At 64.1% G+C, this 17088-nt stretch carries 12 protein-coding genes and 1 pseudogene; 11 read left to right on the top strand and 2 right to left on the bottom strand.

The window, feature by feature from the left end:
• Positions 1-53 precede the first annotated feature (53 nt).
• The 4 genes from LGN17_RS08465 to LGN17_RS08450 all read left to right on the top strand — a co-directional run bounded on the left by LGN17_RS08465 (position 54) and on the right by LGN17_RS08450 (position 4134).
• Positions 54-1508, top strand: a complete 1455-nt coding sequence (locus tag LGN17_RS08465; RefSeq protein ID WP_226195881.1) for a M20 family metallopeptidase — start codon at positions 54-56, stop codon at positions 1506-1508.
• A gap of 68 nt (positions 1509-1576) precedes the next feature.
• Complete coding sequence (locus LGN17_RS08460) at positions 1577-2686, top strand: malate/lactate/ureidoglycolate dehydrogenase (RefSeq protein WP_226195880.1); 1110 nt, start codon at positions 1577-1579, stop codon at positions 2684-2686.
• Complete coding sequence (locus tag LGN17_RS08455; protein WP_226196449.1) at positions 2683-3240, top strand: TfoX/Sxy family protein; 558 nt, start codon at positions 2683-2685, stop codon at positions 3238-3240. Before LGN17_RS08460 ends, LGN17_RS08455 begins: the two co-directional genes overlap by 4 nt.
• A 315-nt stretch (positions 3241-3555) precedes the next feature.
• The gene (locus tag LGN17_RS08450; protein WP_226195879.1) at positions 3556-4134 is read left to right on the top strand and encodes an NnrU family protein; all 579 of its coding nucleotides are present in this window, start codon (positions 3556-3558) and stop codon (positions 4132-4134) included.
• A 5-nt stretch (positions 4135-4139) separates the two neighbouring features.
• On the opposite strand, the pseudogene LGN17_RS08445 reads toward LGN17_RS08450, so the two are convergent.
• Positions 4140-4472 (bottom strand): annotated as a pseudogene (locus LGN17_RS08445) (amino acid permease); the annotation flags it as partial.
• Positions 4473-4770: 298 nt separating this feature from the next.
• Positions 4771-5508 (bottom strand): sulfite exporter TauE/SafE family protein, encoded by a 738-nt coding sequence (locus LGN17_RS08440; RefSeq protein ID WP_175953275.1) that lies wholly within the window; start codon positions 5506-5508, stop codon positions 4771-4773.
• A gap of 622 nt (positions 5509-6130) precedes the next feature.
• Here LGN17_RS08440 and LGN17_RS08435 point away from each other — a divergent pair.
• The 7 genes from LGN17_RS08435 (at position 6131) to LGN17_RS08405 (ending at position 17086) form a co-directional block, all read left to right on the top strand.
• On the top strand, positions 6131-7426 hold the full coding sequence (locus LGN17_RS08435) for a right-handed parallel beta-helix repeat-containing protein (protein ID WP_226195878.1): 1296 nt from the start codon (positions 6131-6133) through the stop codon (positions 7424-7426).
• Positions 7427-8285: 859 nt separating this feature from the next.
• A complete protein-coding gene (locus LGN17_RS08430; RefSeq protein WP_226195877.1) occupies positions 8286-9767 on the top strand; it encodes an NAD-dependent succinate-semialdehyde dehydrogenase in 1482 nt (493 codons plus the stop codon).
• A gap of 29 nt (positions 9768-9796) precedes the next feature.
• Entirely contained in the window at positions 9797-10963 is a 1167-nt protein-coding gene (locus LGN17_RS08425) for an iron-containing alcohol dehydrogenase (protein ID WP_226195876.1), read from the top strand.
• A gap of 52 nt (positions 10964-11015) precedes the next feature.
• Entirely contained in the window at positions 11016-12479 is a 1464-nt protein-coding gene (locus LGN17_RS08420; protein ID WP_226195875.1) for a flavin-containing monooxygenase, read from the top strand.
• Positions 12480-12491: 12 nt separating this feature from the next.
• A complete protein-coding gene (locus LGN17_RS08415) occupies positions 12492-13475 on the top strand; it encodes an alpha/beta hydrolase (RefSeq protein ID WP_226195874.1) in 984 nt (327 codons plus the stop codon).
• 166 nt (positions 13476-13641) lie between these two features.
• Positions 13642-15264 (top strand): long-chain-fatty-acid--CoA ligase, encoded by a 1623-nt coding sequence (locus LGN17_RS08410; RefSeq protein ID WP_226195873.1) that lies wholly within the window; start codon positions 13642-13644, stop codon positions 15262-15264.
• Positions 15265-15595: 331 nt separating this feature from the next.
• Positions 15596-17086, top strand: coding sequence for a flavin-containing monooxygenase (locus tag LGN17_RS08405; RefSeq protein WP_226195872.1), 1491 nt, complete (start codon positions 15596-15598; stop codon positions 17084-17086).
• The last annotated feature ends 2 nt before the right edge of the window (positions 17087-17088 follow it).

Below are 17088 nucleotides of genomic sequence, written 5' to 3'. Positions count from 1 at the left end.
GAGCATCGGCGTATCATCTGGGTTTTCGTCAGCCCGATCCAGGCACCCCCACCATGACCTCCGTCGACACTACCCCCGTCCTCGACCATGACAAGCTCGTTACCTTCATCGAGCGCAAGTGGAACGATGAAATCCTCCACGCCCTGACCGACTACATCGCGATCCCCGCGAAGAGCCCCGCATTCGACCCCGACTGGGCGAAACGCGGCTATCTCGAGCGCGTCGTCACCGATGCCGCGCAGTGGGCCGAGCGGCAGCCCGTGAAGGGCCTGAAGCTCGAGATCGTGCGTTTGCCCGGCCGCACGCCGGTGATCTTCTTCGAATCGCCCGCCACGCGTTCGGGCAGCACCGACACGATCCTGCTGTACGGCCACCTCGACAAGCAGCCCGAATTCGACGGCTGGCGCGCGGACCTCGGCCCGTGGACGCCGAAGTACGAGAACGGCAAGCTGTACGGCCGCGGCGGCGCGGACGACGGCTATGCGATCTACGCGAGCCTCGCGGCGCTCGGCGCGCTCGACGAGCAGGGCATCGAGCGGCCGCGCTGCGTCGGCCTGATCGAGACCTGCGAGGAATCGGGCAGCTACGACCTGCTGCCGTACGTCGATGCGCTGCGCGACCGGCTCGGCCAGGTGTCGCTCGTCGTCTGCCTCGATTCGGGCGCCGGCAACTACGACCAGATGTGGCTCACCACGTCGCTGCGCGGGCTCGTGTCCGGCGACCTGCAGGTCGAGGTGCTCGAGGAAGGTGTGCACTCGGGCGTGTTCGGCGGCATCGCGCCGTCGAGCTTCCGCGTGATGCGCCAGCTGTTCGAGCGCCTCGAGGATGCGAAGAACGGCAACCTGCTGCCGGGCGTATTCCATTGCGAGATTCCCGACAGCCGCGTGCGCGAAGCCGAAGCGGCCGCCTCGATTCTCGGCGACGCCGTGTGGAAGGGGCTGCCGTGGGCCTGCGGCGCGGATGGCAAGCCGGTGCTGCCGACCACGACCGATCCGCGCGAGGCGCTGCTGAATTCGACGTGGCGTCCGTCGCTGTCGGTCACCGGCGCGGCCGGCATGCCGGCGCTCGCCGATGCGGGCAACGTGCTGCGTCCGCGTACCGCGTTCAAGCTGTCGCTGCGCCTGCCGCCGCTCGTCGACGCCGCGCAGGCCGTGCAGCAATTGAAGGCACTGCTTGAACTCGATCCGCCGTACAACGCGAAGGTCACGTTCAAGCCGGACGCGGGTGCCGCGACGGGCTGGAGCGCGCCGGATCTCGCGCCGTGGCTCGCGTCGTCGCTCGATGCCGCGTCACGCCGCCACTTCGGCGCCGACTGTGCGTACATGGGCCTCGGCGGCACGATCCCGCTGATGAACGTGCTGCAGGAAGGATTCCCGTCCGCCCAGTTCATGGTGTGCGGCGTGCTCGGGCCGAAGTCGAACGCGCACGGCCCGAACGAATTCCTGCACGTGCCGTATGCGAAGAAGCTGACGGCGGCGGTCGCGGACGTGATCGCGACCGCGCGCTGATCGTCTGGTGCCGAGTGTTTAGCGCTTAGCGTGACAACTGCCCGACCCGACCTGACGGAACCTTGCCGATGACCGCACTGCCGACGCCCGATACCGAACCGCTGCGCATGCGCGCCGAGCCGCTGCATGCATTCGTCGCGGCGCTCTGGAAACGGGCCGGCAGCAGCGAGCGGGAGGCAAGGCTCGTCGCCGATCATCTGGTCGGCGCGAATCTCGCGGGCCACGATTCGCACGGGATCGGGATGATTCCGAACTACGTCGCGTCGTGGCGGGAAGGGCAGTTGCAATTGAACGGGCACGCGTCGATCGTCCGCGACGGCGGTGCGGTGCTGACGATCGACGGCGGGCGCGGCTTCGGCCAGGTGATCGCGTTCGAGGCGATGGTCGAAGGGATCGACCGCGCGCGACGCATGGGCATCTGCGCGATCGGGCTGCGCGACGTGCATCATCTCGGCCGTATCGGGCACTGGGCCGAGCAGTGCGCGCGCTCGGGGCTCGTATCGTTCCATTTCGTCAACGTGCCGGGCGACCTGCTGGTCGCGCCGCTGCACGGTACCGATCCGCGCTTCGGCACGAACCCGTTCTGCGCCGCGTATCCGCGTGCGGGCAGGCCACCGCTGCTGCTCGATTTTGCGACCAGCGCGATCGCGTACGGCAAGACGCGCGTCGCGTACAACCAGGGCAAGCGCGTGCCGGCCGGCTCGCTGATCGACCATCGCGGCCAGCCGACCGACGATCCGGTCGTGATGCACGAGCAGCCGTTCGGTGCGCTGCTGCCGTTCGGGATGCATAAAGGGTACGCGCTGGCGGCGATGTGCGAGATTTTCGGCGGCGCGCTCGTCGGCGGGCACACGACCTACGGCGACACGTTGCAGAAGACGAGCGCGATCGTGAACGGAATGCTGTCGGTGCTGATCGATCCGAACGCGTTCGATGCGGCCGACGCGGAACGCGAAGCCGATGCGTTCGTCGCATGGGCGAAGGCGTCGCCGCAGGCCGGCGACGCGCCGGTGCAGGTGCCGGGCGAGCCGGAAGAGGCCAGCCGCGCGGCACGCGGTGCCGGCGGCATTCCGGTCGATCGCGCGACGTGGCGGCAGATTCGCGAGAGCGCGGCGGCGGTCGGCTTCGACGTAGCCGAGCTTGATGCGTGGACGCAGCGCTGCACGGCATCCGCATGAGCTGGCAATCGGAAAAGGCGCGCGGTGAGGAGATCGCGTATCAGCTCGCGCCGCTCGGCAACGTGACGGTCGTGCGGTTCTTCAGCGGTGCGGCGATGCGGCTCGACGGCGTGATGTTCGGCTTCATGTCGCGCGGGTCGCTGTTCCTGCGTGTGGATGACGTGAACCGTCCGGCGTTCGTCGCGGCGGGGATGGGGGCGTTCTTGTACGAGCGGCCCACGCGCACGGTGTCGCTCGAAGGCTATTACGAAACGCCGGCCGACGTGCTCGAGGACGCAGGCGCGCTGTTCGACTGGTGCCGCAGTGCGTATCGCGCGGCGTTGCTGGCGGGGCCGCCGAAGCGCAAGGCACGGGCGGTGGCGAGGCCGGGGGCGGAAGGGACGGCGGCGGCGAAGCGAGCAGCGAAACCGGTGGCGAATTCGGCAGCGAAACCGGCAGCGAAACCGGCAGCGAAACCGGCGGTGAAACCAACAGCGAAACCAACAGCGAAACCAACAGCGAAACCAACAGCGAAACCAACAGCGAAACCAGCGGCAAAGCGCAAGCAAACTTGATGCCGATCGAGGGAAGCGAAAACTTCGCGAATTTCGCTTTCCTTTCTTTCGATCTCGGCCGTGTCGGGCGATTCGCGTCGCGCGCGGCGTGTGGTGGGTACCCGGCGGCGCACCCGCACGGGTGCGCAAAATCATCCACCTTGCCGCACCGCACATCCCCCATGCTTCACAACGGCGGCCTCGGCGTTTATGATCGGCGCGGGTTGCACTCGTGCCTGGTGCGACCCGCGCCGGCCTCGCCGCCGGCCCCGCGAACGGCGCATCGTACGCCGCGCGGGACGCTTCCCCACTCATCATTCCAGACGGAGACAGCCGATGCTCGTCCTGATTCTCGGTTTAGCGATCTTCCTCGGTGTGCACTCGATCCGGATCGTCGCGGACGGCTGGCGGTCAGCGGCGATCGAGCGGATCGGCGAGAAAGGCTGGAAGGGCCTCTATTCGATCGCGTCGATCATCGGCTTCGTGCTGATCGTCTGGGGTTACGGCATCGCGCGCCAGGGCGCGACGCTGCTGTGGGTGTCGCCGGTCGGCGTGCGCCACCTCACCGGCATGCTGACCGCGATCGCATTCGTGCTGATCGCCGCGTCCTACGTGCCCGGCAACCGCATCAAGACGCTCGTCGGCCATCCGATGGTGGCCGGCGTCGCGGTATGGGCGATCGCGCACCTGCTCGCGAACGGCACGCTGCATGCCGTCGTGTTGTTCGGCGCGTTCTTCGTGTGGTCGCTCGTCGATTTCGTCGTGTGGCGCGCGCGTGACCGCCGTGACGGCGTTCGCTATCCGGCGGGCAAGCTGTCGGGCGACGTCGTGGCGATCGTGGCCGGGCTCGTCGTGTGGGCCATCTTCGCGCGGTTCCTGCACGGCTGGCTGATCGGCGTGCGGCCGTTCGGCTGAGCGGTCGAGCCGAGCAGGATCGCCTCGACGGTGATCGTCATCATCGACTTGAACCAGTACAGCCAGCCGACCGCGAAGCCGGCCCATTCGCCGAGATAGCTGCTTGCGTAGGTGGAGAACGACCCGCTGTCGGGATTGCGCGACGCCATTTCGCCGAGCATGAACATGACCAGCGTGACGATCACGCCGCCGATCAGGTACGACAGGATGGCGGCGGGGCCGACGGTCGCGATGATGGCGCCGGAGCCGACGAACAGGCCCGCGCCGATCACGCCGCCGAGCGCGATCATCGTGATGTGCCGTTGCTTGAGGCTTTGCCTCAATGAGTTGTCCTGCATCTCCTGCCGCTAGTAATTGTTGGCCCGTCGGCCGTTAGCGCATCGGGCGGCGCGGCGGCAAGCGTGCTGCCGCCGCAAAGGGCGCCGATGTCGAGGGAGCGTGTGTGACGCGATGTGCCGGGCCGCCGGCGGCGAATCGGAATGGCGGCTGCGAAGTGCCGGTCGGCGCCGGCGAGAGAGCGATGACGACGACAACCCCGGATTGTGGGCGGACACCGTCGTCACGGCAAACGAGATATGCGAAAGACGCCTTGCCGTTTGCTCATCAATTTCCGCAGCGGCGGCACGCGCATTCGCGTCAGATCGGCTTGACGAACAACCCGACGGTCAGCGCCGCGCCGATGCAGACGATCCCGATCCGCAGCACGCGTTCGTTCACGCGATGCAGCGCCCATGTGCCGAGCAGCCCGCCGACGATCGCGCCGCCGCCGAGCGCGAGCGCCTTGCCCCAGTGCAGGTGCGGCGACGTCAGGAACAGCACGACGGCCGATGCGTTCATCACGCCCGCGAGCGCGTTCTTCGTCGACATCGCGTGGCGCGGCGAGAGCCCGGCCATCGTCAGCACGGCCATCATCAGGAAGCCGAGCCCGCCGCCGAAGTAGCCGCCGTAGATCGCGATCATGAACTGCGAGAGCGCGGCGGGGACGGTGCCGAGGTGGGCCGTGCCTTCGCTCGGCTTGCGGAAGAAGCTGCCCCACGCGAACACGATCGTCGCGAACAGCACGAGCCACGGCACGAGGCGCGAGAAGATCGACGACGGAGTCTTCAGCAACAGCAACCCGCCGAGCGCACCGCCGACCACGCTGATGAAGAACATCGCGCGAAACGACAGCTTGCCCACGCCGCGCACCATGTTGCGGCTCGCCCAGCCGGTCGTGACCTGCGCGGGAAACAGCGCGACCGTCGACGTGATGTTTGCCGAGAGCGGCGACATGCCCGACACGATCAGCGCGGGCAGCGTGACGAACGAGCCGCCGCCGGCGAGGGTGTTCTGCAGTCCGGCCCACAGGCCGGCGAGGATGACGAGAGCGAGCATCGGAGCGGAAGCGGAAGGTGACGGGCCTCGCCTGCCGGAAGCGGGCAGGTTCGGGCGAACGCACGATGGTAATGCAGGACCGGAGGCGGCGTGAACCTTTGCGATTGCGGTGTCGTTGCGGGCCTTCCTGGCCGGCGCGGGCGACGGTGCCGGACCGCCCATGACCAAGGTCGATGACGGCCCGGGCGGGTGGACGGGCGGCCTTACGACGTCGCGCGGCCAATGTCGGGTTGTCGAACGATGCGCGCGCAATAGACTGGTTGATGAGCAGCGGGAAAGTACCGGCAGGGTTGAGGGCAGCCGGCGCCCGGGGGCTCGGGGACGCGGTTCCTGTTGACGGGGTCGATTCCGGCCACGCGGTGCCGGCGCGTCGGAATCGGAGCGCCTTTTCCTGGGGGACACACATGTGCGCCGGCGGGCGAACAGGCGACCGGGTGTCGATCGCAGCCACGCGACCGCGCTTCGTTGCCGTTGCTCCGCCGTATCGGCGGAGCAAATGAATGTCGCAGTCGGGGTGGTACGGCGCGTGTGTCGCGCGCCGTACGATCGCAGTTGCTCGAACGCCTCGCGATCGTCAGCCGCTGGCCGCTCGTCGCGGGCGAACGGGCGTGAGAGAACAACCATGAGAAAGTCGTTGCACGGGATCGGCTCGGGTACGGCCGTCTGCCTGATCTGCACCGCATGTTTCGCCGCATCGCCGGCGGCCGCCTACACGCCGGGCGGTACGCGTCACGCGCATCCGTCGCGCAGCGCGCCGGCACTTCCGACCGTGACTATCCAGCCGACGGCGAACGGCGGCGACCAGGCCGACGCGCTGCAGGCCGCGTTCGATGCATTGCAGCCGGGCCAGCGCCTCGTGCTCGCGCCGGGACGCTATGCCGTCGGCCGGTCGCTGACGGTGTCCAAGGCGGACGCCGTGATCTCGGGGTATGGCGCGACGCTGGTTGCGACCAACCCGGCCGATCAGACCATTGTGATGAGCGGCAGCGGTTCGACGCTCGTCGGCGTCACGCTGGTCGGCACGGGCACGACGCGGCTGGCGACGCGCGAATCGACGAAGGTCGAGGTGACGGGCACGGACGTCCAGGTGCTCGGCGTGACGATCCAGGGCGGCGCCAGCGCCGGGATCTTTGTATACGGCGGCAGCAACGTGGCGATCGTGGGCAACACCGTGCAGGCGACGCTGGCCGACGGCATCCACACCACCCATGGCTCGACCAACGTGCTGGTGCGCGGCAACACGGTGAAGGACACCGGCGATGACCTGATCGCCGTCGTCAGCTACCAGGGCGACGGCCGCCTCAGCGCCAATGTGCTGATCGACGGGAATACGGTGTCGGGAAACTATTGGGGGCGTGGCATCGCCGTGGTCGGCGGGCGGACCGTGACGATTTCGAACAACTCTGTCAATGGCGTTCAGAAGGCGGCAGGCATCCTGGTCGCGCAGGAGGATAGCTGGAAGACCTACGGCGTGTCGGACGTGCTGATCGAGAGCAACGCCGTCGGCGCGATCCAGGACGGCACGAATGCGAACAACGGCTTGCAGCCAACTCAGCAGGGCGCGATCGAACTCGATACCTGGTCGGGGACGGTGTCGTACGTCGTGGTGAAGGGCAACCGTGTATCGGGCTCGGGCTATGCCGGCTTCCGGGCGTTGGGGAACGTCTGCCATTTCGCGGTGGACGACACGACGCTCGCGTCGATCGCCGGCACGCCGGTGTCGTTGCTGACGAACAACTGCCCGGCCGCCGATATCGTCGCGTACGGTAACTCGCTGGGCGGTGTTGCGCTGGCGCCGCCGGTCGGCGCTTCCCCGTCCGGAACGATTCCGGCCGGCGGCGCGGTGACGTCGGGGATGCCGGCGGTGCGCACGAGCCTGATGCAGGCGAATGGCGTGCCCGCATCGGCGCGGAACTGACGATGTTCGCGACGCGCTGCCGGCCGAGCAATCGAACGGGGCGCCGCGCCATGCGTTCGGGGGCGCGGTTGCCCCCGGCGCCTTGGCGTCGTCCCCGGCGTCCGCATGGACGATCGTGCGGTCAGGCCGGATCACCGCGCCGGGGGGGCAGGTGCGCGGGTTCCACGCGGTGACATTCAACGAAATATCGCTTCAGGATTGGAGTCACGGGAATTGTCGCTGGACGGCTTTGCTCCGGGCTGGCGAGCTGTTGTCTTGAATGGGTGTGGTGCCGAAGCAAGGCTGCACGGTCCGACGCAGTGACGCCGGGATCAAAATGGCGGAGGGCAGTTCGGTAGCGAGTTCCCATGCAAATGCGAAGAAAGCGAGCCGGGAAACTGCCCCGATTCTGCATGTTGGAAGGAAGCGCCGAAATCGGCTAAAAGGAGCGCAACTTTAGTTCGTCGGCCTCATTCTGTGTTCGAGGATGGCATAAACGGTTCCGGTGCCGCAGCTCCGTGCAACTACTAAGTTGCTGCAAATTTCTCAATATGGTCAAATGACCATGTCAATTGACCAATGGCGCGTAGTCTATCCCAAAATAGGATGTCGCGTTTTCAGGGATGGGCTTTCGCCTGCGGCGCGGTGTCAGACGGAGGCCGGGAAAGGCTGGAAAGAAGGAAGTCGTTTTTGCTTGCGACGCCAGAACGACGCTTCGTTGACGAGGCGGCTGGGCGGGGTCGAGCAAGACTGAGTATTGGGGGTGGATGTCGCTGCATGCACGACAGATTGCCCATGCGGACCAGGAAGCGGGCGTCTAGCGCCATCAGGACTTCGGACTGCTAATCCATTCAATTTTCACTAGACAGAGCACGAAAGGATGAACCAATCGACTGTATCTTCGGCGCTGAGCGCCCGACTGCGAGATGCCTCCTTACTGGAGACGCGGGTCTGGCTTGCATCGGGATGGGAAAAAGGCGACGAGGGTCGTTCGTTTCCGGTCACGGATCCGGCTACGGGTGAAGTTCTGGCGCGCGTGACGAGTCTCGGTGCTGCAGAGGTGGAGAAGGCCATTGCAGCGTCGGCTGCGGCACAAGAAGCATGGCGCACACGGACTAGCCACGAGCGTGCAAGGATACTGCGCGCATGGTATGACCTGATCGTCGAGCATGCGGACGACCTCGCCTTCATCATGACGTCGGAGCAGGGCAAGCCGCTCGCCGAGGCGCGCGGCGAAATCATGTATGCCGCTTCTTTCGTGGAGTGGTTTGCCGAAGAAGCGAAGCGGGTATATGGCGACGTCATTCCCCACCCGCAATCCGACAAGCGCATCTGCGTCATTCGTCAGCCAATCGGCGTCTGCGCCGCGATCACGCCGTGGAATTTTCCCGCCGCGATGATTACACGCAAGGTGGCCCCGGCGCTGGCTGCCGGCTGTTCGATCATCGTGCGCCCGGCGGACCTGACTCCATTGACGGCGCTTGCGCTTGCCGTGCTTGCCGAGCGAGCGGGTATTCCCGCCGGTGTCCTTCAAGTGGTGTGTGGCCCGTCGCGCGAGATCGGCGCGGTCCTCACGGCCAGCCCCATTGTGCGCAAGCTTTCGTTTACCGGTTCGACCGAAGTGGGTCGCGTGCTCATGAGCCAATCCTCGGCGACGATCAAGCGGCTTTCTCTCGAACTCGGCGGCAATGCACCTTTCATCGTGTTCGACGATGCGGACCTCGACGCAGCGATTGAAGGCGCGATGGCATCGAAGTACCGAAATAGCGGCCAGACCTGTGTGTGCGCCAATCGCTTTCTCGTGCAGGCTGGCATTCACGACCGCTTCGTCGATGCGCTCGCCCGGCGAGTCCAGGCGCTCAGGGTAGGAAACGGAACGGAGCCGGGCGTGCAGCAGGGGCCGCTAATCCAGAAGTCCGCCTGCGATCACCTGGACGAACTCATCGACGATGCGGTAAGCAAGGGCGCACGAATCGTCACTGGCGGGAAACGCCATCCGCTCGGCGGTACGTTTTTCGAGCCGACGGTCATCACGGATGCGACGCCGGCCATGCGTTTGGCGCGCGAGGAACTCTTCGGGCCCGTCGGTCCGGTGTTCCGCTTCGAGGATGAGGCGGAGGCGATTGCGATGGCCAACGACACCGAGTATGGCCTGGCAGCCTATCTCTATACACGCGACCACGGCCGCATCTGGCGGGTAGGCGAGGCGCTCGAATACGGCATGGTTGGCCTGAATACCGGGGTGATTTCCAACGAGGTCGCGCCGTTCGGTGGGGTGAAGCAATCCGGCCTCGGCCGCGAGGGCTCCCGTTACGGGATCGAGGAATATCTGGAAATCAAGTACATGTGTACCCAGATCTAACTGCAAATGTCGGCATGAAGGAAACGTCAATGGAAATGCCCCCGAAGTCGCTGCTCTTCGAAACCGTTCCGTCGATCCTCCAGGAATGGGGCTGCGTGCGCCGCCTGGGCGAAGTGATGGCGCGATGGACGGATCGTCGGAATGTGCTGATCGTTACTGACGCAGGGCTGCACAAGGCCGGCGTACTGGAGCTGGCGAAAGCATCGTTGGCAGCCTCGGGATTTCGTGCGGCGGTTTTCGACGAGGTCGTGGCCGATCCGCCGGAGAGCGTGGTATCGCGTTGCGTGGCGTTCGCCCGCAGTGCCGAGGCGGACGTCGTCATCGGCCTGGGCGGCGGCTCATCGATGGACATTGCGAAACTGGCCGCCATTCTGACCGTGTCGCAGCAATCGCTCGCCGAAATGTACGGTATCGGCAACGTTCAGGGCGAGCGCCTGCCGTTAGTGCAGATCCCGACGACCGCCGGCACCGGCTCGGAAGTGACGAATATTTCCATCGTTTCGGTAGGCGAAACGAACAAAATGGGAATCGTCGCCCGTCAACTGTATGCCGACAGAGTGATCCTGGACGCCGAACTGACCGTTGGTCTGCCACGTAGTCATACGGCTGCAACCGGCATCGACGCGATGGTTCACGCCATCGAGGCGTATACCAGCAAGCACAAGAAGAATGCCATTTCCGATGCTCTGGCACGTGAAGCACTGCGTTTGCTGGCAAGCAACCTGATCCCCGCTTGCGAGAATGGGGAAGATCAGCGCGCGAGGGAGGCCATGCTCCTCGGCGCTACCCTGGCGGGCCAAGCGTTCGCCAATGCCCCGGTGGCCGCGGTCCATGCACTGGCTTATCCGTTGGGCGGCCATTTTCACATCCCGCATGGTTTGTCCAACGCATTGATGCTCGCCCCCGTACTGCGTTTCAACGCCGAAGCAGCTGCTCCGCAATATTCGGAACTGGCAGACCTCGTAGGAGCGGGCGGCGGGGGCGACGCCCACGCGCGCACCGCCGCATTCATCGGATTCCTGGATGACCTGATCGAACGATCCGGCGCGCCGCGACGCCTGCGCGACGTTGGCGTCACGCGTTCGAGTCTGGCGACACTGGCGGCAGATGCCATGAAGCAGCAGCGTCTGCTGCAGAACAATCCGGTTGTTGTTACGGATGCCGATGCTTTGCGCCTGTATGAACAGGCCTATTGAACCGACGCTGGCCAATCCGTTGTCGCCGTAACGTTAATAGAGAGAGTGCACCGTGAATACTGTAGAAAGGATTGAGCATCACGAGGTCGTCATTTTGGGTGCCGGCTTCGGCGGCCTCGGAATGGCGGCCCGCATGAAAATCACGGGTATCGACGACTTCGTTGTGCTTGAGAAGCGTCCGGAGCTTGGCGGCGTCTGGCTCGACAATTCGTATCCCGGCGCGGCATGCGATACCGAGTCGCACCTGTATTGCTACAGCTTCCATCCGCATTTGCGCGTCAGCGCGATGTATGCCGGAAGAAACGAACTGCTCAATTACCTGAAATCGCTTGCCTCGCGGTTCGGTCTGGCAGAACACCTGCGGTTCAATCGCGAGATTCGCAGCGCAGAATGGGATGCGGCTGCACGTCTCTGGCGGTTCGAGCTGAACGACGGCTCGCGGTTGACCGCTCGCTTCTTTGTGCCGGCGTGGGGGCAATTGAACCGGCCGATGATTCCCGCGGTTCGCGGCCTGGAGAGTTTCAAGGGAGATTACTTCCACTCCGCGGAGTGGCGGCACGATGTCGATCTGAGCGCCAAGCGTGTGGCGAGCATCGGCAATGCTGCAAGCGCCGTGCAGTACGTGCCGGCCATCGCGCCCAAGGTCGCGCAGCTCACGGTGTTCCAGCGAAGCGCAAACTGGATCATGCCGCGCAACCAGGTCATCTTCCAGAAAGAGCAACTCGATCTGTACGAGGAAGAACCTCATCTCTTCGAGGAAAGCCGGAAATCGCTGCACGCCTTCCGCGAGTCGGGGTTCGAGCGCACGCGGATCGGCTCCAGTGCGCAAATGGAAGGCAAGAGTCTGGCGTTGGCCCACCTTCACCGGCAGGTGTCCGATCCGGTACTGCGCGAGAAGCTGACGCCGGACTACGAATACGCTTGCAAGCGGATACTGCGTTCGGACGACTACTATCCGGCGCTCATGCGTGACAACGTCTCGCTGGAGACGGCAGGCGTCGAGGCGTTTGTCGAAGACGGTATCGAGACCCGTGACGGTCGCGTTCTGCCGTTCGACGTGGTCGTGTTCGGAACGGGATTCGAGAGCCAGGCTTTCCAGGGCAGTCTGCAGGTCCGCGGGACGAGCGGCACGCTGGCGCAGGCGTGGGAACACGGCCCGGAAGCCTATCTGGGTATCACGGTGCCGGGCTTTCCCAACATGTTCATGCTGTACGGGCCGAACACGAACCTGAACCACAATTCCATCGTGTCGATGCTCGAGATCCAGCAGAACTACATCATCGATGCGATCGGTGGCATGGCGGCGGCGGGTGTCGACGCAGTGGACGTCGACAGGGCGGTGTTTGACGAATACAACAGCAAGCTGCAGGCAGCGATGGCCGGCTCGGCATTTTCCGCGGGTTGCTCGAGCTGGTACAAGAACGCGCAGGGCAAAGTGATCAACAACTGGCCGGGAACGGTCGATGAATATCGTGCCGTCACGCAATGGGATCAAAGCGTATTCGGTACGCTCTGAGCGGGGATGCGCATGACATCGGTGCTCTGGTTACCGCTGACGGAAGTTGCTGACGATGCCCGGGACGCCGTACGGGCGTTCCGCGAACTGGGCGGACGGCACTACGGCAGTCTTTCCGTGGATCAGTCGCGCGTGAACTTCGTGCGTGCGTGCGAACTGAACGGCATCGCTGCTGACGACGCTGTTGTCCACGACGACGTAGCGGTTCCTGTAACGGGCGGCAGCATTCGGGTACGGCTCTATCGCACAGGCAATGCGGAAGCTGTCGTCGGTAATCCGCTGGTCGTCTTCATTCACGGAGGCGGCTGGGTGATCGGGAGCGTGGACACGCATGACGGCATTTGCCGTCATCTCGCACGTCATAGCGGGTGCCCGGTCGCGTCGGTGGAGTACCGGCGATCGCCGGAGCACCGGTGGCCAGTCCCGCTCGAGGATTGTGAGCAGGCATTGAACTATCTGGTTGCTCATGCCACTGCGCTCTCCATCGACGCATCGCGCGTGGTGCTGGCAGGGGACAGCGCTGGCGGCAACATGGCGACCATCATCGCGAATGCGCCGTCGGCGTCAGCATCCTCGATCGTCGGACAAATCCTGTTTTATCCGGTGACGGACCTGACAGCGTCGCTGCCGTCGTATCGACGTATTGAAGGCGGATTCCCGCTCGTAGCCGAATCGATGCACTGGTTCCGCGATCACTACGTGCCGGCCGGCACGCCGCTCGACCTTCTACGCCTGTCTCCGCTGCTGCATGCAGAGGGCCGGCGGCAGCCGCCGATGTTCATCGCAACGGTCGGGCTCGACCCGCTGTGTGACGAGGGCGTTGCCTACGCGTCATGCGCGGCGCGCGCTGGAAGCGAAGTCGAGCATCACCATCTGCCCGGGCATCATCACGGCATCGTTACCGCGGCCCGCAATATCGCGACCGCGAGATATCTGCTGGAGCGCGCCGCTTCCTTCGTTCGGCGGCTTGCCGAAAAAGATGGCGTCAATATCTGACGCTTCGACCTTCGCGCGAGCTGGCGCCCCACCGTCCGTGCGACACCGTTTGCGGCGGGTATGCGGGACAGTGTTTTCGCGTCGGTCGAGGTCATCGAGCTTGCTGCGATCGTGATGAGGCGACGGGCGTTGCGCGATCATTCAAACAGGACAGAGGAGATTGGGTATGGAAAAGATCTGGCTGGCTTCCTATCCGCCAGAGGTTCCGGCAGAGATCGATTGGAGCGCGTATCGATCCGTCAGTGAGTTAATCGAGGCAAGCTTCGCCCAGTTCCAGGACAGGCCCGCGTTTGCGTGTAACGGCACGCTGATGACGTATGGCGAACTCGACGTGATGTCGCGCTCACTGGCTGCGTGGCTGCAATCGCGGGGGCTCGAACGCGGTGCGCGCGTTGCGATCATGATGCCGAATGTGTTGCCATACCCGATCTCGATCTGTGCAGTCCTGCGCGCCGGCTACGTTGTCGTCAATGTCAACCCGCTTTATACCCCGCGCGAGCTGGAACATCAGTTGAGCGACAGCGGTGCCGAGGCGATCGTCGTACTCGACAGTTGTGCCGCAACGCTAGACGCCATCATTGCGCGCACGCAGGTGAAGCATGTTCTGATTGCCTCGCAGGACGGCGCGTCCGCCACGGCGCAGATCCCGAGTGCGCATAAGACGTTTGACAACGCGATTGCAGAGGGCCGTCGGAGCACATTCGTGCCGGCCTGCCCGTCACCGGACGACATTGCCTTTCTCCAATATACGGGGGGGACGACCGGCGTGTCCAAAGGGGCGACGCTGTTGCATCGGAACATCGTCGCGAATGTATTGCAGACGGACGTCTGGCTCAAGCCCGCTCGAAGTTGGCGTCCCGACGTGAAGCAGTTCATCACGGTGGCAGCCCTTCCGATCTATCACATCTTTGCGCTCAACGTCTGCTGCCTGCTGACGATGCATACGGGCGGGATGTGTGTACTGGTTCCGAACCCGCGTGACATTGGCGGGATGATCGTGTCGCTCGCCGGATACAAGATCACGAGCTTTCCGGGCGTGAACACGCTGTATAACGCGATGCTTCACCATCCCGATTTCCTGCGCCTCGACTTCTCCAATCTGCTGCTGGCCAACGGCGGCGGGATGGCTACTCAGGAAGCTGTCGCAAAGCGCTGGAAAGAGATGACCGGCGCACCGATCATCGAGGGATATGGACTGTCCGAGACATCGCCATGCGTGACGGTCAACCCCGTTGATCGTCACGAGTTCAATGGCACGATTGGCCTGCCATTGCCTTCCACCGAAGTGTCGATCCGGGACGACGACGGCAAGGAACTGCCGCCTGGACAAGCCGGCGAGCTGTGCATCCGCGGCCCCCAGGTGATGGCGGGTTACTGGCAGAGACCGGACGAGACCTCGAAAGTGATGACCGCCGACGGCTTCTTCCGATCGGGCGACATTGCATCGATCTCCGCGGACGGCTTCGTCCGAATCGTCGACCGCAAGAAGGACATGGTCCTGGTGTCCGGCTTCAACGTCTACCCGAACGAGATCGAAGAGGTCATGGCCAAACACCCCGGCGTTTACGAGGTCGCGGCGATCGGCGTACCCGACGAGCACTCTGGAGAGGCAGTCAAGCTGTTCGTGGTCAGGAAAGCGCCGGAGCTGACGGTCGAAGATCTGATGGCCTTCTGCAAAGATCAACTGACGGGCTACAAGCGTCCGAAAAGCATTGAGTTTCGCGACAGCCTGCCAAAGAGCAACGTAGGGAAGATCCTTCGGCGAGAGCTGCGGGCGGCAAGGGATTGACATCACCGGGGGAGGTCGATTCGCGAAGACTCCTTCTCAACCGACCGTGTAATGGAAAGCCCTGATTCAAATTGTCCTTCCGCTGCATAAGACTGGGAGCCATTGGACTTGGTCATTTGATCATGTTCGGGATGACCGCTCACGTCGGGGTCGTATTGCAATGACCTGCTTGCATGTCGGGCAGGATGTAGACGATCTTACTCAAGTCTCACGGGTTATCACTACCAGCACGGTTGAGCGTCTCAAATCTAGATAGTCAAATGACTGAGTCGGGCGATATGGTCGCGTGGCCTGACGAAAATCTTCAATAACTGGTCATCGGAGGGATCTCATGACTGAGAAACAAACAGATTCGCGCTCGCCAGAGCACGTAGAAGTACTAATTGTAGGGGCCGGAATCTCGGGGATTGACGCCGCGTGCCATCTCCGCATGAATCTGCCAGGGCGCTCGTTGGCCATTCTGGAAGCCATGGACGGATTCGGCGGTACCTGGTGGACCCACCGCTACCCCGGCGCACGTTCCGACAGCGATCTGTACACGTATGCGTTCGGATTCCGCCCGTGGCAGGGGCGCTCGATCGCTACGGCGGAGGAGATCCACAGCTATCTGGGAGACGTCATCAAGGAATACGGCCTCGATTCGAAGATCCGCTACGGGCATCGTGTTCAAACGGTGAACTGGTCGAGCGAACAAAAGCGCTGGACGGTCGAGGTATTGCGCAGCGATACAGGCGAGCGCTTTTCGATGACCACCGACTTCCTGTGGTTGGGGGCGGGATACTACGACCATCGTCAGGGTTTCACCCCGAAGTGGAACGGGTTCGATCGCTACAAGGGAACGGTCGTTCATCCGCAGCACTGGCCGAAAGATCTGGACTATGCCGGAAAGCGGGTGATCGTGATCGGCTCGGGGGCGACGGCCGCGACGCTGATCCCGGCGCTCGCCGGAACCGCGGCGCATGTGACGATGCTTCAACGATCGCCGACGTTCTTCACGTCGGTACCGTGGACGCATCAGCTGGACACCACCCTTCGCGAACTGAACCTTCCCGAAGAATGGCGCGCAGAGATTCTGCGGCGAGCCCACCTGAAGCAGACGTTCGACCTGATCAATCTGTCCTCGGCGAACCCGGACGCGGTTCGCGACTGGCTGATCAACGAGATCCGGCAACAACTGCCCGAAGGCTTCGACGTCGACAAGCACTTCAATCCCAGCTATCGCCCGTGGCAGCAGCGCGTGGCTGCGGTCCCGGAGGGGGATCTCTTCGCGGCGATCCGGGACGGGAAAGCGTCCGTCGTGACGGACACCATCGAATCGTTCGACGAAAGCGGTATCACGCTGGCGTCGGGTGAGCACCTGCAGGCGGACATCGTCGTGACGGCGACCGGCTTCGACATGAGCGCGTTCGGCCAGATCGCGTTTCAGATCGATGGAGACTCGGTCGACATGACCAAGCGGGTCTCGTATCGAGGGCTGATGATCGAGGGTATCCCGAACATGGCGTTCATCTACGGCTACTACCGTTCGAGCTGGACGCTCCGCGCCGATCTCGTCTGCGAATTCACCTGTCGGGTCCTTGCGCATATGGAAAAGGTCGGTGCGAAGACGGTGGAACCGCGCCTGAGAGACGAGGACGCCGACATGCAGCGGCTGCCCTGGACGGACCCGAACAATTTCAATGCGGGATACGTCATGCGGTCGCAACACCAGATGCACATGCGGGGCGATCGCATGCCGTGGCAGCACCACTTCGAGTACGAGGAGGAGCGCAAGACCATTCCGGAGTTGAGCCCCGATGCCGAGGTCCTGGTGTACCGCTGATC

Origin of the sequence: Burkholderia sp. AU30280, assembly GCF_020420125.1 — a bacterium.
In the GTDB taxonomy this organism is placed as follows: Bacteria; Pseudomonadota; Gammaproteobacteria; order Burkholderiales; family Burkholderiaceae; genus Burkholderia.
The sequence above is the reverse complement of the archived record's forward strand: the minus strand, read 5'-3'. Positions and strand labels throughout refer to the sequence as shown.